Source organism: Streptomyces albus subsp. albus (genome assembly GCF_000725885.1).
Classification (GTDB): Bacteria; Actinomycetota; Actinomycetes; order Streptomycetales; family Streptomycetaceae; genus Streptomyces; species Streptomyces albus.
This window is the reverse complement of the sequence record NZ_JODR01000026.1, coordinates 32,835-50,273: the sequence shown is the minus strand read 5'-3', so window position 1 is coordinate 50,273 and position 17,439 is coordinate 32,835. Positions and strand designations below refer to the sequence as shown.

Sequence of the window (17,439 nt, the reverse complement as noted above, 5' to 3'; positions counted from 1 at the left end):
GCGCGCCGTCAGGGGGCGGGCGCCAGCAGGGCGTCGAAGGCGGCCGGGAACCGTTTCCACCCCTCGGGCCCGGCGGCGTACTCGGCGTCCGTGAGCAGACAGTCCTCCAGCAGCCGGGTCAGCCCCTCGCGGTCCAGTCCGGGCGAGGTGAAGACCAGGTGCTGGCCGCGGTCGCCGTGTTCCGGGTGCCAGTCCAGGGCGGCGGCGGCCCGGCGCACGGGCGGCATCAGTTCCCAGGCGGCGTCGGGCAGGGCGGCGAGCCAGGGCCCGGACTCCTCCACGCACAGTGCGCCGCCGGCGGCGTCCCAGGACAGCAGGGTGTCGGGCCGGTCGGCCAGCCAGAACCGGCCCCGGCTGCGCGCCGCCGCACAGGCCAGGTCCTCCAGCGCCTGGTAGAGCCGTTCGGGGTGGAAGGGGCGTTCGCCGCGCCAGACGAGGGTGGCCACGCCCGCTTCGTCGGCCTCCTGGGGCAGCAGCGCGCACGCCGGGTGCTGTGCCGCGGCTGCCGCCTCCACGTCGAAGCCGGCGAAGACGGCACGGGCCAGCTCCGCGTCGCCCAGCGGAATGTGACGGGCGGTCGGATGGAGTTGCCGGAGCAGTGCGCGGTCCTCGTCGTCGGCCTCCTGCTCGTCGACGAGGGCGAGGACCGGTGCGTACTCCAGTTGCCGGGCGAAGGTGTCGGCGACCGTGCGCCGGTCGGTGGGCGCGGCGGCCAGCCCCGCCTCGCTGAGGTCGTCGCCGCCCGCGAGGCTGGGCAGTACGAGGGCGGGTTCGACCGCGGTGATCACGTTGCTCACCGTGATCCCGTCCCCGCCGTGGGCGGCGACGACCTCGGCCATGGCCTTCGGCTCGACGGAGTCCCACAGTTCGACCACGGCCAGCCGTGCCGAACCGGCCAGCCGCGCCACTTCGGGCACGAGGTCCTCGCGCAGCGCGCAGCAGGCGCAGTCGTTGACGAGCGGGGCGCGGCCGACGTCGAGCGTGCCGCTGCGGTCGCGTACGACGCGGGTCACGGTGCCGGGTACGGCGGTCCCCAGATCGTGGTGGAGGGAGATGCTGCCCGGCACGGTGCGCAGCAGCCAGGTGACGACGCGCCTGCGGGCCTCGGCGTGCATCCCCGCCACCAGGACGAGCGGCAGCGACGGATCGGCGTCCGTCATCGGCGTCCTCCGTCCCTGCCGTAGCGCCGCTCGAACCGCTCCACGCGTCCGGCGCTGTCCACGACGCGGGCCGTGCCCGTGTAGAAGGGGTGGCTGTGGGAGGAGATCTCCACGTCGACCAGGGGATAGGTGTTGCCGTCCTCCCATTCGACGGTCTGCTCACTGCTGAGCGTCGAGCGGGTCAGGAAGGCGAAACCGGCGCTCTTGTCGCGGAAGACGACGGGGCCGTACGGGGGGTGGATTCCGGGCTTCATGGCGTGCTTCTCCCTGTCTCGCCTCAGCGCTCTTCGCGGAAGGTGACGTGGCGGCGGGCGCGGGGGTCGTATTTGCGCAGGGTGAGCCGGTCCGGGTCGTTCCGCCGGTTCTTGCGGGTCACGTAGGTGTAGCCGGTGCCCGCCGTGGAGCGGAGCTTGATCAGGGGGCGGATGTCGTTGCGAGCCATGGCGGCCACTATATTGTTAATGGAAATCATTTCCAACTGGAGTCCGCGAGAGGTAGGTAACACCCGTGTCCGCCCACTGCCAGCTCACCGGGGCGCAACCGCGCTTCGGGAAAACCGTCTCCCACTCGCACCGGCGCAGCTCCCGCCGGTTCGACCCGAACATCCAGCGCAGGCGCTACTGGCTGCCCAGCGAGGGCCGGCACGTCCGGCTCACCCTGAGCGCGAAGGGGATCAAGACCGTCGACGTCATCGGCATCGAGGCCGCGGTGGCGCGCATCCGCGCCGCGGGAGGACGGGTCTGATGGCGAAGAAGAGCAAGATCGCGAAGAACGAGCAACGCCGCGCGGTCGTCGCCCGGTACGCCGCCCGCCGGGCCGAACTGAAGGAGATCCTGCGCAGTCCCGCATCCTCGGAGGAGGAACGGCGCGCCGCCCAGGCCGAGTTGCGGCGCCAGCCCCGCGACGCCAGCGCCACCCGTGTGCGCAACCGGGACAGTGTGGACGGCCGGCCGCGCGGCCACCTGCGGGCCTTCGGTCTGTCCCGGGTGCGCTTCCGCGCGCAGGCGCACGCCGGGTACCTGCCGGGGGTCACCAAGTCCTCCTGGTGACCCCGCCCCGAGCCCGCGCGGAGCCTGCCGCGGGCCGGTGATGAGCCGCTGCCGCGGCCATACGCGCGCCGCCCGGGACCGCTCGAAGCGGTCCCGGGCGGCGGGACAGGCCGTGCGGCCGTGGCGGCACAGCGGGCGGGGGTTCCTCCTTGGAGGTTCGGACGGAGCCCCCGCCCGTCAGCTGTGTGCGCCGATGGCCCCCGGGCCTTCGTTCGGGCTCGGTCAGCCGTTCTGCATCGGGCCGAACGCGAAGATCTGGGAGCCGTTGATGAAGGTGTCGTTGTCGTCGACGTCCACCGAGGTCCACTTCTTGTGGGCCTCCTTGTGAACCGAGTTGTACTCGTGGTGGCCACCGCAGGCCGAAGCCGTGGTGGCACCGGCGGCGGCCAGACCGAGGGCGGCCAGGCCGATGGCCAGGGAGCGCGTGACGGTGCGCATGCGCATGGAAACCTCCATGGGAAGCACGGAAGAACAAGGACACGTTCATCGTCACCGGCCGCCCCGGGCATCCCAGACCAATATATGAAGGACACGGCATATCCGACCCGAACGGCCGACGGTATGCCGCCCGGAGCGGGTGCCGGCACAGGAGCCGCCCCGCCGGTGCGTCCCGCACGGCACCTCCCCGGCGGCCCCACGACCGCCGGCGGGACCCGCCCCGCAGGAGCCGCCGCGACGGGACGGGCGTACCGCACGGCTCCCCGGCAGCGGTGCCGTTCCTCCGCGACGCGGCCCCCGCCCGGCGCCACGGGCGGACCGTGTCGCCGCTTCGGCGGACCCGGGTGAGGGCCGGGCGGCGCACACGGCGGGTCCCGCTCCCGGGGCGGCCCGTCACAGGCCGCGGGGAACGGATCTCCGTACCCGGGTGGCGCGTTGTGCGTTCTCCCCGCGTGGCCGGTCCGGCCGCGAGCCCCGAAAACTCCCCCGTTCGGGTGAGTGTGTCCGTGTTGGGCGTGGCGACGGAATGCGGGCTTCCGTACGCGGTGCACCCTTGTGCGCGTCTTGGTACTGAGAACAAGGGAGGATCGCTATGCGCATCCGTACCGCGGTTGTCGCCTCCGGTCTGGCAGCCACCACAGTCCTCGGCGGCGCGAGTGCCGCGTTCGCCGACGCCGGAGCCCAGGGCGGCGCGGCGAACTCGCCGGGCATCGTCTCCGGCAACGTCCTGCAGGTCCCGGTGCACATCCCGATCAACCTGTGCGGCAACTCCATCAACATCGTCGGGCTTCTGAACCCGGCCTTCGGCAACAAGTGCGTCAACGACTGACGCAGTCTCCGGTGCGGCGGAGGACCGGCCCGGTCCTCCGCCGCGTGCGGGAGACACCCGTTGTCGCCTGAGCGCCCCGCCGGTTTCCGGCGGGGCGCTCGTCTGCGCGGGCACACCCCGCGCCCGCGGCTGCCCGTCCCGCCTCGCCGCCGCACGGCCCCGCCTGCGCTCCGGCGCTTGCCCTTGACGTACGCGTCAAGGGCTACGGTCCCGGCGAACCGCGGCCCGGGTCCCGTCCCGGAGCCGTGCCGACGCCAGCGTGCAGGAGGCACCGTGCGACCCGTCACTCACCATGAGATCCGGCTGGCCCGCCGCCCGCGGGGCGGCCCCGGCCCGGACACGTTCGAGATCGCCGAGACGACGCTGCCCGCGCCCGGCCCCGGCCAACTCCTGGTCCGCAACCGGCTGATGAGCGTCACCGCCGTGACGCGCACGCTGCTGGACGCCGGCGAACAGGGCGATCTCCCCATGCCGCCGTACGCCGTGGGGGAGCCGCTGTGGGGCCCCGCCCTCGGCGAGGTCGTCGCCGTCGGCGACCCGGGCCGGGGTGACGGCCCGGCGGTGGGGGAGCTGGTCCACCACTACCGCGGCTGGCGCGAGTACGCCCTGGTCGAGGCCGGGGAAGCCGAGCGTCTGCCCACCGCGGGTCCACAGGCGCTGCCCGACCCGGCCGCCCGTCTCGGTCAGGGCTTCCCGGCCTGGCTCGGCGTCGTACGCGGCGCCCAGGTACGGGAAGGCGACACGGTGTTCGTGTCCGGGGCCGCCGGGGGCGTGGGCTCTCTCGCCGGCCAGTTCGCCCGCCGGTACGGTGCCGCACGTGTCATCGGCAGCTGCGGCTCGCCCCGCAGGGCCGAGGCCCTGGTGAAGGAACTGGGCTACGACGCGGCCGTCGTCCGCGGCGCGGGCCCCGTGGAGGACCAGTTGCGCGAGGCAGCCCCCGACGGTGTCGACGCCGTCTTCGACAATGTCGGCGGCGAACAGCTCGAAGCAGCCCTGCGGCTGGCCCGGCCCGGCGCGCGCGTCGCCGTCGTCGGTGCCCTCGCCCGCCAGCTCGGCGACGCGCCACCGGTACGGCTGGACACCTTCGCGCTGCTCAGCCGCGGAGTGACGGTGCGGGGCCTGCCCGCATCCGCCCACCGGGACGCGCTGCCGCGCTTCCGGAAGGAGTTCGCGGCCGGTCTGCGCGACGGCTCCCTGACCGTGCCGTACACCGTGCTGAAGGGAATCGAGCAGGCACCCCGCGCGTTGACCGAACTGCTGGAGGGACGGCACGTCGGAGCGGTGCTGGTCGAGCTGTAGCCGGGGCCGTGGGCCGCCGGCCGCGGGAGGGCGGGAAGAATGCGGATCGGGGACGCGGCGGCCCTCGTCGGGGTGACACCGAGAGCACTGCGCTACTACGAGCAGCGCGGGCTGCTCCGGGTCAGGCGCAACGCGGTGGGACACCGCGAGTACGACGAGGCGGAACTGCGGCGGCTGCGTGTGGTGCGGGGGCTGCTGGAGGCGGGGCTGACGGTGGAGGACGCCCACGAGATCCTCGCCCGCCTGCGGACCGGGCCGGCGGCGGTCCCCGGTGCGGCGGCCCCCGGTGGGAACACGGACCCCTGCCCGGCCCGCAGGGTGGTGCACCGCAGGCTCTCCGCGCTCGACGAGGACATCGCCCTCCTCAGACGTCGTCGCGACCGGCTTGCCGCGCAGGCCGAGGACCGCTTCGCCGCCGTGTTCGGCCCCGCCCCCCGTTCCTGAACGCGGGGTCCTCCCCCCGGGGCCGGGGGAGGACCCCCGCCGGGTTCAGCCGCGCAGGATGGGAGGAGTGCCCTGGGGCGGCGGCTCCTTGCGGAGGAACGCGGCCCGCAGCGCGTGATGAGGGGCCCCGGGATCGAAGAGGACCCGGTGCATGGCGGCCAGTTCCTGGTCCCGGTAGGAGGCCAGGGGTTCGGTCGCCTCGTCGCGGGCCCGGTTGGCCTTCTTCGCGGCCAGCCGCTGATGGGTGTCCGGGTCCTCGGCCAGCGCCGCGGCGAGCTCCGCCACCTGTTCGCCGAACCGGTGCGGCGGCACCGGCAGCACCCGGTCGACCAGGCCGATCCGGCGTGCGGTCGCGGCGCTCATCGGCTCGGCGTCCCGCATCAGCGCCTCGGTGATCTCCGGCCCGACCCGGCGCGGCAGGGTGTAGGTCCAAAACTCAGAGCCGGGCAGGCCCATCAGCCGGTAGTGCGGGTTGAGGACGGTACCGGCCCTGCACCACACCTCGTCGGCGGCGGCGGCCAGCATCACGCCGCCCGCCGCCGCGTTGCCGCCCAGCGCGGCCACCACCAGCCGGTCGGTGGTGGTCAGCACCGCCTCCACCACGTCGTCGAGGGCCTGCACATTGGCCCAGCCCTCGGCCGCCGGCCGGGCGGCGGCCTCCATGACGCCCAGGTGGATGCCGTTGGAGAAGAAGTCCCGCGCGCCGCCCAGCACCACCACGCGGGTCGGCCGGGTGCAGGCGTACCGGTAGGCGGCCAGCAGCCGCCGGCACTGGACGGTGCTCATCGCCCCGCCCGGGAAGGAGAAGCGCACGTGTCCCACCCCGTTCCGCTCGCGGTAACTGATCTCCGCGTAGGTGAGGCGTTCCGGGGCGAGTTCGAGCGGCGCGGGCCGTTCGGGGACGTCGGGCAGGCGGTTCCCGAGGGCGAGGGTGGCGGGCAGCTTGAAGGTGGCCCGCCCGTCGGGCCCGGGCCGGGGGCGCAGCCGGGGGATCCACACAGCGCCGTCCACGGTGGCCCGGCAGACGGCACCGGTGCGGGTGGCCAGGATCTCGCCGGGGGTGCCGTGCAACTGGTCCTCCGGGTGGCCGCCGTGCAGGTACCACTGTTCACCCAGCAGTTCGTCGAGCACCCCGGGCTGTGACTCGGCGGCCCGCAGGGTGCGCAGCACGGTCAGGGTGTCGTCGGACCGCCAGTCGATGCGGCGGTCGCTCTGCCGGACCGCCGGCCGCACCACCGGGGCGAGGTCCTGCTGGGAGCGTGGCCGGTAGCCGCCGGTGGCGAACCGGGCGACGGCGCTCCTGACGGCTTCGAGCGCCGCGTCGGCGATCTCCCCCCGGTACAGGTCGCTCTTCGCGACGCCGCCGGGCAGTTCGCAGTCGGCCGAGGCCCAGATGTCGCCCGCGTCCGGTTCGGCGCCGGCCTGCAGTACGGTCACGCCCCAGCGGGTGCGGCCCTCCCGTACGGCGTGGTCGAGCGAGGAGGGGCCGCGGTCACCGGGCGGGCCCGGCCGTACGACGAGGCAGGTGTAGCGGGACCACACGTCCTCGGGCACGACGGTGCGCAGCATCGGCGCGACCACCAGTTCGGGCTCGTACCGGTCCACCACGTGCCGTACCTCGTCGCCGTCGCGCACCACCTCGGTGGCCACGACGTGGCGGGCGTCCCGCAGTTCGGCCTGCACCCGCTGGGTCAGACTGTTGAAGGCGCTCGCGATGAGCAGGATCCGCACCACGACCTCCTGGTGAGTGTTCTTCGTGTCTCGCAGGGCTCGGCATCAGCAGCTGCGGGGCAGGTGTGCGCGCAGCGGTGGTTCCCCGGTGCGCGGTGCGCCAAGTGGGGCGCGGGCGGCGGCCGTGGCCGGCCGCCTGGGCGGGCGGGCACGCGGCCCGTCCGGGTACCGCAGGGCATGTCCGGCGGGGACGGCCCGGACCGGGGCGGGCCGCGTGGCGCCGCTCGACGGCCGGCCCCGAACGGCGGGTGCGCCGCGGACGGGGGGGTCGGCCGCGGGCCGAGGAGGCGCAAGTCCGGGGCGCACCGCGGCGGTGGCCCGTGTCGGACGGGTCCGGCGACGGCCGCCGGCGGCGTACCGTCCCCCGCGCACTCCCCGGAGGCGGCCACGCCTTCCCGGCGGCCCCGGATACCGGCGGCCACGCCGTCACCGGTACGGGTGTGGTGGCCGGCCGGACCGTACCGCCCGGCCGGACCGTACGCGGACGGGAGGAAGATGTCCGACGTAGGCGCCGGATCGGGCCGGCCGCCGCCTCCCGCCCCGGGTGACCGGACCGGACGCGGGCGCCGCGGCCCGGCGCCACAGGACCGCCGCCGGCACGGCCTCCGCCGCCTTCGCCGCGTGCGCAGCGGTGCCGGAGAACGGGGGAGCGGGCTCCGCCGTGCCGCGAGGGACCGGCTCCGGAAGCGACTGCCGGGGGCGGCCGGTGCGCCCGACCGGCACGGGCCGCCCGGGAACGTCGCCGGCAACACACCGCCGGGGAACAGCAGTGACAACGCGCCACCCCGGGCGCGCACTTGAGCGCGGGTCCTCGCGAACCCCCGGGGCCCGTCCGGTCGCAGGGCGGTGGCCGGGACGCGTGATCCACATGCCCGCCCCCGTCCGCGCGTCGGCCCGGTACGGCAGCCGCCGCGCTCCGGGCCGGCCGGCCGGGGACGTCCCCGTCACCCGCGCACCGCCGCAGGACGCGCTCAAGGCGTGCCCCGGAGCCTCCCCGGCGGCCGGACCGGCACCCGCGGTGTCCGCACGGGCGGGCGGAAAGGGGAAGAGCGGCATGTCCCGGACGGAACCGGCGCTCCCGCCCGCCCGCGGCATCACAGGCCCGGTGCCGTCCGCGTCGCGCTCACGCGTTGGCTCCTCGGCCTGGCAGACCTCTGCCATCGCGATGGACGTCTCGTGCATCGGTCACTTCCCCTGCGGTGGAGCACCGGGCTCGGGCCCGCACCATTACAGAGGCGTGGCCGCCCGCTCCCGCGCCGCCACGCCGCTGCCGGTCCCGCCGTCCGCCGTTCGGCGGCCCGCCGCGGCCCCGGGCCCGACGGGTCGTCAGATACCGGTGAGAGGCGCCGGGCAGGAACGATGCCGCTGCCCCCGGGCGCACCTCCGGCTGCCGGCCCGGTGGGGTCTTCCCCGCCGGTACGGCGTCCGCGCGGCCGAGGGCCCGGGGTGCCTTGGGACCCCTCCCACCGTGTCCGAGAGGACGGTCCCTGTGCGCACGGACGGCGGGTGCACGGCCGGGCACCCGACGAGGCGGGCGGCGGGACGGCCCCGGCACGGTGGCCGGGGCCGTCCCGATGCGGGTCACGCGTGCTGCGGCACGCGGGGTGCGGCGGCGCCTTCCGGGCGGACGGGCCGCCAGCGGTCGGGGGCGTGCTGCTCCACGATCCCGTGCTCGGCCAGACCTTGGAGGTGGCGCAGGATGGTGCGGGACTGGTATCCGACGCCGGCCGCCAGTTCCTCGACCGTGGTGCCCGCCGCGCCGCTGCGGCGGACCTGTTCCCAGGTGCGGGCCGCGCTCTGCCCGAGACCGCCGTCCCGCGCCGGCGTGCGGAAGAGAGCACTGATCGCCTCGTCCCAGGGCCCGGGCTGCGGTTCGCCGTCCGGTGCCCGGTCCGGCTCCCGCGCTGCTGTGTTGTCCTGCGCCGGGGCCGGCTCGGGCGCCGGCTGCGGGTCCGCGGCGGGGGCGGGGGCGCTGCGGGGGGCCGGGGTGGCGGGGCGGTCGGCGGAGTGGTCGGTGGCGGGTGTCGGCGCAGGGCCGGTGCCGGTGGTGGGCCGGCCCGCTGTCGCCCGGGTGGCCGTCGCCCGGTTGGCGGGGCCGACCGGGCGGGGCGTGCGGTTGACCTTGCGGTGCCTGCGTCCCTTCTGCCGCTTGCTCATCGTGCGTTCACCTGCCCGAAGGGCCGCCGTGCCGCCGGTTCCTGCTCGGGGTGTCGTCGTGCAGTGATCATGTGGGGCTTAACGACCGACCCGGCCGTCCGTCGATCCGCCGATCGGGGTCAGCCGGGACCGGCCGTGCTGTCGCGCGGTTCGAGGGTGGTGCGCAGCACCAGGGTCCGCAGCGGCATGTCCGACCCGGCGATGCGCTCCTGGAGCAGGGCCGCGGCGGCCTCGCCCAGTTCGTAGGCGGGCAGCCGGACCGTGCTCAACGAGGGGTGGACCAGCGAGGCGAAGGGGATGTCGCCGAAGGAGAGGACGCCGCAGCCGGGCGGCTCGGCGCCCGCCTCGCGCAGGGCCCGCAGTGCGCCGACGGTCATCAGGTTGTGGGCGGCGAACACCGCGTCGGGCGGCTCGTCGAGCGCGAGCAGTTCCCGCATCGCCGCGTAGCCGCCCTCGACGCGCGGGACCGCGCGGCGGGTGTAGGTGCGGACGTGTTCCTCGCGAACACCGGCCTCCAGCAGCGCGGCACGGTGGCCGGCGAGGCGGTCCTCGGCCGTGGAGACGCCCGCCGGGCCGGTGAGGCAGGCTATGCGCCGGTAGCCCCGGGCGACCAGGTGGGCGGTGGCCTCCTGGGCGCCGTGCCGGTTGTCGACCGTCACCGCGTCCACCTCGGCCGTGCGCGGGCGCCGGTCCACGGCGACGACGGGTATGCCGCGCGCGGCCGGTTCCGTCAGGTCGGTGCGGGTGCGGGAGGCGGCGGCGACCAGCACGCCTGCCATGTGCTCGGCGACGGCCACCTGGAGGTAGCGGCGTTCCTTGGCGACGTCCTCGTCGGTGTTGCACAGCACCACGGACAGGCCGGTGCGCTGCGCCGTGTCCTCGACGCCCCGGGCGAGCGCGGTGAAGAAGGGGTTGGCGATGTCGGGGACGAGCAGGGCGATGGCGCTGGAGCGCCGGGTGCGCAGCGAACGGGCGACACGGTTGGGGGAGAAGCCCAGCGCGGCGGCGGCCTCCCTGACGCGCCGGGCACGTTCCGGGGTGACCCGTCCGCCGTTGAGGACGCGGGAGACGGTCGCGGGGGAGACCCCCGCGGCGCGCGCCACATCGCTGATGGTTGCCACCGTCTCCTCGCTTCCGGCGGTGCGGTGCGGGCCCGCCGTGCTGCCGGCGGACGGCGCCGCGCCGCCTGCGTCGACCCCCTGGACGTCGCACTGTAGTTGCCCTGAAAAGGGTTTCACAGGCGTGTGGGTGCACGGCCGGTGCGTACCTCGGGCACGGGGCGGAATCGATTTCCGCTCCGCTCCGGGCGGGTGTCACGGCCGTGTCCGCGAAGGGGTGGCACCGCCTGCCGCGGCGGCGGGCCCGCAGGGGGGCCCGCCCGTGGGACATCAGGGCAGCAGGCCCCACCTGCGGGCCGCGGCGACCGCGTGGTGACGGCTGTGGACCCCCAGTTTTCGGGTGGCGCTGCGCAGATACGCCTTGACCGTCTCGGGTACCAGACTCAGATGCCGGGCCGTCTCGGCGTTGGTGCAGCCCAGGGCCACGTAGGAGAGGACGTCGAGTTCGCGGGGTGTGAGCCGGGGGCGGTCGGCCGCCGGGTCGTCGCTGTCCTCGGCGTCCTCGGTGCCGTCGGCCGCGCCGGTCGCCAGGAAGCGGTCGCACGCCTGGCGGAGCCGGTCGCGCAGCTCGGTGTCCTCGATCTCGTGGGCGATGCCGCGCAGTTCGGCGTGCAGGTCGCGCAGCGCGTCCAGCCGGGGCGAGGGGGGTGGCGGGGCGGAACCGGCCCGCTCCAGCAGCCGTACCCGCCGGTCCACCTCGTCTCGTACGGCGATCTCGCCGGCCAGCCGCCGGGCGGTGTCCACCAGCGCGGCGGTCGTCCGGTCGCCCAGCGGCGCGGTGTCGCGGGATGCGGCGTACAGCACGCCCCGCACCCCGCCCTGCACGGTGACCGGGACGGCGACGATGGCGCGGATGCCCTCCCGGCGGACCGGGCTGTCGTAGTCGTGGGTGATCGTCGTTGCGGGGACGTAGTCGTTGACCGCGTAGGGGCGTTGCCGGGCGATCACATAGCCGCCCAGCCCGCGGCCGGGTACGACGCGCAGGCCGCGCATCGAGTCCGTCAGCGTCCCGACGAACTCGGTCAGCCGGAGCGCGCCGTCACCGATCTCGCCCCCGAACACGCAGCGCACTCCCGTGCGTTGCCGGGCGATGCGCAGTGCCTGGCGGAAGGCGTCCCCGTCGTCCGGGCGCAGCGGATGCCGGCCGGACGGCGGGGGACCGCCCCAGGAGAGGGGCGGGAAACGGTCGGGGGTCGGCAACCTCGACTCCTCCCTGCGACGAATGGTCAGTCGGTCCGGCCTGCGGGGCCGGCCGGCGGGTGCGGGTCCTTCTCCTGGCCGGGCTGCGTGAGGCCCAGCAGTTCGAGGGACCTTCGCCGCATCTCGACCTTGCGTATCTTGCCGGTCACGGTCATGGGAAACGCGTCGACGACGTGGACGTAACGGGGGATTTTGTAATGGGCGAGCCGGCCGGTGCAGAACTCGCGCACGCTTTCGGCCGTCAGCGGCTCCGCGCCGTCCCGCATCCGTATCCAGGCCATCAGCTCCTCACCGTAGCGTTCGTCGGGCACACCGACGATCTGGGCGTCGAGGACGTCCGGGTGGGTGTACAGGAACTCCTCGATCTCCCGCGGGTAGATGTTCTCCCCGCCGCGGATGACCATGTCCTTGATCCGGCCGGTGACGCTGATGTAGCCGTCCTCGTCCATCACCGCGAGGTCGCCCGTGTGCATCCAGCGCGCGGCGTCGACGACCCGGGCGGTGGCCTCGGGCTGTTCCCAGTAGCCGAGCATCACCGAGTAGCCGCGGGTGCACAGTTCGCCGGGTTCGCCGCGCGGCAGGCAGCGGCCCGTCCGCGGGTCGACGACCTTCACCTCCAGGTGCGGCCCGACCCGGCCCACGGTGGACACCCGCCGCTCCAGCGAGTCGTCGGCGCGGGTCTGGGTGGAGACGGGTGAGGTCTCGGTCATGCCGTAGCAGATGGACACCTCGGTCATGCCCATCCGGTCGATGACCTGTTTCATCACCTCGACCGGGCAGGGCGAGCCGGCCATGATGCCGGTGCGCAGGCTGCCCAGGTCGAAGGCGGCGAAGTCGGGTTCGGCCAGCTCGGCGATGAACATGGTGGGCACCCCGTACAGCGAGGTGCAGCGTTCCTGCTGCACCGCGTGCAGGGCCGCCCGCGGGTCGAAGCCGGGGGAGGGGATCACCGTGCAGGCGCCGTGGCTGGTGGCCGCCAGGTTGCCCATCACCATGCCGAAGCAGTGGTAGAAGGGCACCGGCAGGCAGATGCGGTCCTGCTCGGTGTAGCCGCACAACTCCCCGACGAAGAAGCCGTTGTTGAGGATGTTGTGGTGCGAGAGGGTGGCGCCCTTGGGGAAGCCGGTGGTGCCGGAGGTGTACTGGATGTTGATGGGGTCGTCGGCCGAGAGGGTGCCGGCGATGCCGTCCAGCAGCCGGCGGATCTCCGCGGCGTCGCGACGGCGCCCGCGCGCGAGCAGGTCCTCCCAGTCCTCCTCCGCCTCGCCGGTGTCCGCGGCCTCTTCACCGCCGATGAGCACCACATCGGTCAGCTCGGGGCAGGCGGGGCGCACCTGGCGGATCATCGCCGTGTAGTCGGAGCTCTTGTGGTTGCGGGCGGCGACCAGGGTGCGCACCCCCGCCTGCCGCAGTACGTACTCCAGTTCGTGCACGCGGTAGGCGGGGTTGACGGTGACGAGGATCGCGCCCAGCTTGGCCGTCGCGTACTGCGTCAGCGTCCACTCCGGGCAGTTGGGCGCCCAGACGCCCACCCGGTCCCCCTTGCGGACGCCCAGGTCGTGGAGGCCCGCGGCGACCGCTTCGACATCGGCGGCGAACCGGCGGTAGGTCCAGCGCCGTCCGCTGCTCACGTCGACGAGGGCGTCCCGCTCACCGTGTGCCGCGACGGCCCGGTCCAGGTTCTCCCCGATGGTGTCGCCCAGCAGGGGGGTGTCCGAGGGGCCCGAGGCGTAGCTGTGCCGGGGAACGGGGCGGGGCGTGCGGGCCCGGTCACGGGCGTCGGCGGCACTGTGCGGAGCGGATGCGGGCACGGGCGGCCTCCACGGTGGTCCGTCGTATGTCGTGCGTCACATCTACCGGTGGTAAGGGGCGGTGCGCTACCCCTTGTCGGGGGTAGTGCGGTGCCGGTGCCGGGGCGGGTGGGGGCGGGCCCGGCAAAGCGGTCGCGGTCCGCGCCGGAATCCACTTGGCTTGAGCACCATGAAGATGGTGATCACCACCCCCACAGGTCATGTCGGCTCGCGCGTCGTCCCCCTGCTCCTCCAGGCGGGGGTGCGCCCCACCCTGCTGGCCCGGGACCCGGCCAGGCTTCCCGCGGCGGTGCGCGAGCGCGTCGATGTGGTGCGCTGCGACCAGGGCGACGGCGACGCCGTGGTCCGGGCGACCGCTGGTGCCGACGCGCTGTTCTGGGTGAACCCGCCCACCGACGCGGAGGACCCGGTCGAGGGCTACGCCCGCATGGGTGCCCACGCGGCCCGCGCCGTGCGCGAGAACGGCATCGCCCGCACCGTCTTCCTCAGCAGCGGCGGCGCGGAGCTGCGGTCCGGCGCCGGGGAGATCGACGGGCTCGGCCGTACGGAGGAGATGCTGGACGCCACCGGGGCGCACGTCCTCCATCTGCGCTGCGGGTTCTTCCACACCAATCTGCTCTTCGAGGTGGAGACGCTGCGTACGGAAGGCGTGCTGCGCACCACCCTGCCGCTCGACCACGCGATGCCCTGGGTCGACCCGCGCGACATCGGCGACGTGGTGGCGGCCCGGCTGCTGTCCACCGACTGGACGGGCCGGCAGACCCAGGGGGTGCACGGCCCTGCGGATCTGACCTACACCGAGGTCGCGCGGATCCTCACCGAGGTGCTGGGCCGCCCGGTGCGGGCCGAACACGTCGGCGACGACGAGGTGCGCGAGCGGCTGCGCGCCGCCGGCCTGGGGGAGAAGCAGATCGAGGGCGTGGTGGGCATGTCCGTCTGGATGCGGGAAGGCCACCCGGTCGAGGACCCCCGCTCCGTGCTGACCACCACCCCCACCACGCTGGCCTCCTGGGCGTGGGAGCACCTGCGCCCGCTGCTCGCCTCCTCCGCCTGAGCCGCCGTCCGCGGAGTCCGCCCGCGGGGCCGCCCGGACGGCTCGCGGGTGCCATGAACGTGCAGAAATGTACGCAAATGGGAGAATCGCTACCGCGGGCGAACGCCCTGCGTGGAGGACCGACAGACAGGAGGGCTGGGTGGGCGGCCCCGCGGTAGCGCTGGTGAGAGTGCCGTACGCGGCGCCGCCACTGCTGCTGCTCGGCGGAGTGGCGGCGGACGTGTTCGCGCCCGAGCCCTACTACGGGCTGCCACTGCTGGCCTGCACCTCGATGGTGGCGGGCATGGTGTACTCCTTCCGGGTCAGCGTGCTGTTCGCGCTCGCCGCCTGTGTCGCGGCGGCGAGCGCCGCGGGATATCTGGGGCGCGTGCACTCCGCGCTGTTCACGGACGTGGCGGCGGTGCTGGTCGTCAGCGCGGTGGGGCTGTGGATCAAATGGCTCGTCGACCGGCAGGGGCGCAGTCTCGCCGTCGCGCTGACCGTGGCGGAGGCCGCGCAGCGCGCGGTGTTGCCGGCCCCGCCCAACGGGATCGGGCCGCTGTCCGTGGCCGACCGCTACGTCGCGGCGCAGGCGGGGGCCGCGATCGGCGGCGATCTGTACGCCATCCAGGACACGCCGTTCGGCATCCGCGCGCTCATCGGCGACGTACGGGGCAAGGGGCTGCGCGCCGTCTCCGCCGTCTCGGTGGCCGTCGGCGCCTTCCGGGAGGCGGCCGAGCACGCGCCGACCCTGCACGATCTGGCCGACCGGCTGGACCGGGCCCTGAACCGGGAGGGGGAGCGGCGCAAGAACAGCGAGGACGACATCGAGGGGTTCGTCACCGCGCTGCTGGTCCAGATCCCGCCGAGCGGGGAGACGGTCACCGTGCTCAACCGGGGGCATCCGCCGCCCTATCTGCTGCACGACGGCGCGGTGCTCTGTCTGGAGCCGACCCATCCCGATCTGCCGCTCTCGACCGGGCTGGGACCCTCGCACGGCGCCCCGGTCGAGGAGACGTTCCCGTTCGCGCCACAGGACTCGCTGGTGCTGGTGACCGACGGGGTCACCGAGGCCCGCAACGAGGAGGGTGTTTTCTTCGACGTCCAGCGGGGGCTGGCGGGCCGGGGCCTGCGGGGCGCGGACGAACTGGCGGATGCCCTGGTGAAGGCGGTGACCGAGTGGACGGGCGGTCAGCGGCAGGACGACCTCGCGGTGTTGGTGCTGACCCGGGGCGAGTGAGGCGGGACGGTTTCCGTGCTGCGCGATGTCTTGACCGTGGATGGACAACAGATAAAGTCTAGACCAATCGGATGACCCCCCACCGAGGCCGGTGCGGCCTGCCCGCCCCGGCCTCGCCGCCGGAGGAGTTGACATGCACAAGAAAAGGAAGCTGGCCGCAGTCATCGGCGCCGGACTCTCCCCGCTGTTCGTCCTCGGCCTCTCCGTGTCCCCCGCGAGCGCCCACGGCTACATCAGCGACCCGGCCAGCCGCCAGGCGCAGTGTGCCGCAGGCGTCGTCGAATGCGGCTCCATCAAGTACGAGCCGCAGAGCGTGGAAGGACCCAAGGGCCTCAAGGACTGCGCGGGCGGCCACGACGAGTGGGCCGAGCTGCGGGACGCCAACCGCGGCTGGAACGTGGCCAACGTCGGCAAGACGGCCACCTTCAGCTGGACCCTGACGGCCCCGCACCGCACCACCACCTGGGAATACTTCATCGACGGCCAGAAGATCGCCGAGTTCGACCAGGGCGGGCAGCAGCCGCCCAACCACCTCTCCCACCAGGTCGACTTCAAGAACTTCTCCGGCCGCCAGACGGTGCTGGCGCGCTGGAACGTGGCCGACACGGCCAACGCGTTCTACGCCTGCGTCGACGTCAACATCGGCTGAGGCGCACCCCGCACGCACGCCCCCTCGCCCGCCATGGGCGGCCGAGGGGGCGTGCCCCGTGTTCCGGCACCGCCCCCTCCGCCGCGCGCCCCGTCAGAGCCCGTACAGCCGGCGTGCCGTGCCGCCCGCCACCAGCCCGGTCACCCGCCGCGCATCCTTGTGCGACCACTCGCCCCGCTCCACCCACGCGCCGGTCAGCTCCGTCATCGCCTGCCGGAAGAGCTGGGCGCCGACCAGGTACAGCTCGGGGATGCCGTAGGCGTCGGTGGAGAAGAGCAGCTTCCCGAACGGCGTCAGCTCCAGCAATTCGGCCAGCACGGCGCGGGCGCGGGCACCCGTATGGCCAAGCGTGAGCCCGAAATCCGCGTACACGTGCGGGAAGACCGCGGCCAGATAGCCGGCGCCCCGGTGGTACGGATAGCAGTGCAGCAGCACCAGCGGGGTGCCGTAGGGGGAGACCGCCCGGATGAACTCGGTCAGCAGCAGCGGGTCGCAGCGGTCCAGCCGCAGATCCGGGTCCCCGAACCCGGTGTGGAGCTGGAGGGGGAGCCCGGTGCGCACCGCGGACCACAGCAGATGCCGCACGAGCACCGGGTCGGTCAGCCTGCCGCCCGGCGCCCGCGTCTCCAGCCAGCGGTCGGCGGCGGCGTGGATCTCGGCGGCACCCGGCGGCACCGGGTCGAAGTCCAGCCCGCACCGGTAGGCGGCCACCGACTTGAAACCGCGGGCCGTACGGGCCGACTCGCCCACCGCGTCCGACACCTCCGCCAGGAACGAGGACGCGTCACGGGCCGCGTCCGCCGCGCGCTCGGCCAGCCGTTCGAGGCGGACGATCTCATGGGCCTCCGCACCGGCGGTCTCGGCCAGCTCCCCGGGAGTCAGCAGCGGGCCGGGCACCCCGGTGTCCACCAGGTAGGTGGAGATGCCCGCGGCCCGCAGCAGCCTGCCGGTCACCTCGGCGGTGCCCAGCGCGGCCCGGCGCTCCAGGTACGTGTGCGGCGCACAGTGCGGCTCCAGCCCGAGCACGGGCGCGCACCACCGGCGCACCGCGAAGCCCAGCTGGGTGTCGAAGTAGCTGAACGAGGTTGTCGCCCGCTCCCGGCCCGGGGAGGCCGCGGGCCGCTGCGGTATGTGGGCCTCGGTCAGCCAGCCCTCGAACGTGGCACGGTCGGGACCGGTGCGCAGCACCCCGTGGCAGTGCTGGTCGAGCAGGGGCGGAAAGCGGGGGAAGACCGTCGCGGTCCCCGGCCCGGCGGCCTCCGGCTCCGGGAGCGCTGCCAT

At 74.5% G+C, this 17,439-nt stretch carries 18 protein-coding genes; 8 read left to right on the top strand and 10 right to left on the bottom strand.

What is annotated here, in order from left to right:
- Window positions 1–8: 8 nt before the first annotated feature.
- The 3 genes from IO40_RS0126705 to rpmG are packed head-to-tail and all read right to left on the bottom strand — an operon-like array spanning window position 9 to window position 1,602.
- On the bottom strand, window positions 9–1,160 hold the full coding sequence (locus IO40_RS0126705) for a CobW family GTP-binding protein (RefSeq protein WP_016470963.1): 1,152 nt from the start codon (window positions 1,158–1,160) through the stop codon (window positions 9–11).
- Window positions 1,157–1,414: a type B 50S ribosomal protein L31 gene (locus tag IO40_RS0126700; RefSeq protein ID WP_016470964.1), complete on the bottom strand. Its 258-nt coding sequence runs from the start codon at window positions 1,412–1,414 to the stop codon at window positions 1,157–1,159. Before IO40_RS0126700 ends, IO40_RS0126705 begins: the two co-directional genes overlap by 4 nt.
- Window positions 1,415–1,437: 23 nt before the next feature.
- Complete coding sequence (gene rpmG / locus IO40_RS0126695; protein ID WP_030406076.1) at window positions 1,438–1,602, bottom strand: 50S ribosomal protein L33; 165 nt, start codon at window positions 1,600–1,602, stop codon at window positions 1,438–1,440.
- A gap of 65 nt (window positions 1,603–1,667) precedes the next feature.
- Between rpmG and rpmB the strand changes: the two genes are divergently transcribed.
- Window positions 1,668–1,904, top strand: a complete 237-nt coding sequence (gene rpmB, locus IO40_RS0126690; protein WP_016470966.1) for a 50S ribosomal protein L28 — start codon at window positions 1,668–1,670, stop codon at window positions 1,902–1,904.
- Entirely contained in the window at window positions 1,904–2,209 is a 306-nt protein-coding gene (rpsN, locus tag IO40_RS0126685; protein ID WP_016470967.1) for a 30S ribosomal protein S14, read from the top strand. Before rpmB ends, rpsN begins: the two co-directional genes overlap by 1 nt.
- Before the next feature lie 222 nt (window positions 2,210–2,431).
- On the opposite strand, the gene IO40_RS0126680 is transcribed toward rpsN, so the two are convergent.
- Window positions 2,432–2,653, bottom strand: a complete 222-nt coding sequence (locus tag IO40_RS0126680; protein WP_016470968.1) for a hypothetical protein — start codon at window positions 2,651–2,653, stop codon at window positions 2,432–2,434.
- Between the two features lie 586 nt (window positions 2,654–3,239).
- Between IO40_RS0126680 and IO40_RS0126675 the strand changes: the two genes are divergently transcribed.
- The 3 genes from IO40_RS0126675 to IO40_RS0126665 all read left to right on the top strand — a co-directional run bounded on the left by IO40_RS0126675 (window position 3,240) and on the right by IO40_RS0126665 (window position 5,219).
- Window positions 3,240–3,476 carry a chaplin gene (locus IO40_RS0126675; protein WP_016470969.1) on the top strand — a complete coding sequence of 79 codons (237 nt, stop codon included), beginning with the start codon at window positions 3,240–3,242 and terminating at the stop codon, window positions 3,474–3,476.
- A gap of 273 nt (window positions 3,477–3,749) precedes the next feature.
- Complete coding sequence (locus IO40_RS0126670) at window positions 3,750–4,775, top strand: MDR family NADP-dependent oxidoreductase (RefSeq protein WP_016470970.1); 1,026 nt, start codon at window positions 3,750–3,752, stop codon at window positions 4,773–4,775.
- Window positions 4,776–4,814: 39 nt separating this feature from the next.
- Window positions 4,815–5,219, top strand: coding sequence for a MerR family transcriptional regulator (locus tag IO40_RS0126665; protein WP_016470971.1), 405 nt, complete (start codon window positions 4,815–4,817; stop codon window positions 5,217–5,219).
- A 45-nt stretch (window positions 5,220–5,264) separates the two neighbouring features.
- On the opposite strand, the gene IO40_RS0126660 is transcribed toward IO40_RS0126665, so the two are convergent.
- The 5 genes from IO40_RS0126660 to IO40_RS0126635 all read right to left on the bottom strand — a co-directional run bounded on the left by IO40_RS0126660 (window position 5,265) and on the right by IO40_RS0126635 (window position 13,236).
- Entirely contained in the window at window positions 5,265–6,950 is a 1,686-nt protein-coding gene (locus IO40_RS0126660; RefSeq protein WP_016470972.1) for a hydrogenase maturation protein, read from the bottom strand.
- A 1,581-nt stretch (window positions 6,951–8,531) separates the two neighbouring features.
- Window positions 8,532–9,107 carry a helix-turn-helix domain-containing protein gene (locus tag IO40_RS35360; protein WP_016470974.1) on the bottom strand — a complete coding sequence of 192 codons (576 nt, stop codon included), beginning with the start codon at window positions 9,105–9,107 and terminating at the stop codon, window positions 8,532–8,534.
- Window positions 9,108–9,226: 119 nt separating this feature from the next.
- On the bottom strand, window positions 9,227–10,228 hold the full coding sequence (locus tag IO40_RS0126645) for a LacI family DNA-binding transcriptional regulator (RefSeq protein WP_016470975.1): 1,002 nt from the start codon (window positions 10,226–10,228) through the stop codon (window positions 9,227–9,229).
- A 267-nt stretch (window positions 10,229–10,495) separates the two neighbouring features.
- On the bottom strand, window positions 10,496–11,425 hold the full coding sequence (locus tag IO40_RS0126640) for a LuxR C-terminal-related transcriptional regulator (RefSeq protein ID WP_078659837.1): 930 nt from the start codon (window positions 11,423–11,425) through the stop codon (window positions 10,496–10,498).
- A gap of 26 nt (window positions 11,426–11,451) precedes the next feature.
- Window positions 11,452–13,236 carry an AMP-binding protein gene (locus tag IO40_RS0126635; RefSeq protein WP_016470977.1) on the bottom strand — a complete coding sequence of 595 codons (1,785 nt, stop codon included), beginning with the start codon at window positions 13,234–13,236 and terminating at the stop codon, window positions 11,452–11,454.
- A gap of 169 nt (window positions 13,237–13,405) precedes the next feature.
- On the opposite strand from IO40_RS0126635, the gene IO40_RS0126630 reads away from it, so the two are divergent.
- From IO40_RS0126630 to IO40_RS0126620, 3 genes are all read left to right on the top strand, one after another.
- Entirely contained in the window at window positions 13,406–14,290 is an 885-nt protein-coding gene (locus tag IO40_RS0126630; protein ID WP_033230260.1) for an NAD(P)H-binding protein, read from the top strand.
- Window positions 14,291–14,429: 139 nt separating this feature from the next.
- Window positions 14,430–15,509 (top strand): PP2C family protein-serine/threonine phosphatase, encoded by a 1,080-nt coding sequence (locus tag IO40_RS0126625; RefSeq protein WP_016470979.1) that lies wholly within the window; start codon window positions 14,430–14,432, stop codon window positions 15,507–15,509.
- 133 nt (window positions 15,510–15,642) lie between these two features.
- On the top strand, window positions 15,643–16,158 hold the full coding sequence (locus IO40_RS0126620; RefSeq protein WP_016470980.1) for a lytic polysaccharide monooxygenase auxiliary activity family 9 protein: 516 nt from the start codon (window positions 15,643–15,645) through the stop codon (window positions 16,156–16,158).
- A gap of 93 nt (window positions 16,159–16,251) precedes the next feature.
- Here IO40_RS0126620 and IO40_RS0126615 read toward each other — a convergent pair whose 3' ends face one another.
- Window positions 16,252–17,439 (bottom strand): amidohydrolase family protein, encoded by a 1,188-nt coding sequence (locus tag IO40_RS0126615; RefSeq protein ID WP_016470981.1) that lies wholly within the window; start codon window positions 17,437–17,439, stop codon window positions 16,252–16,254.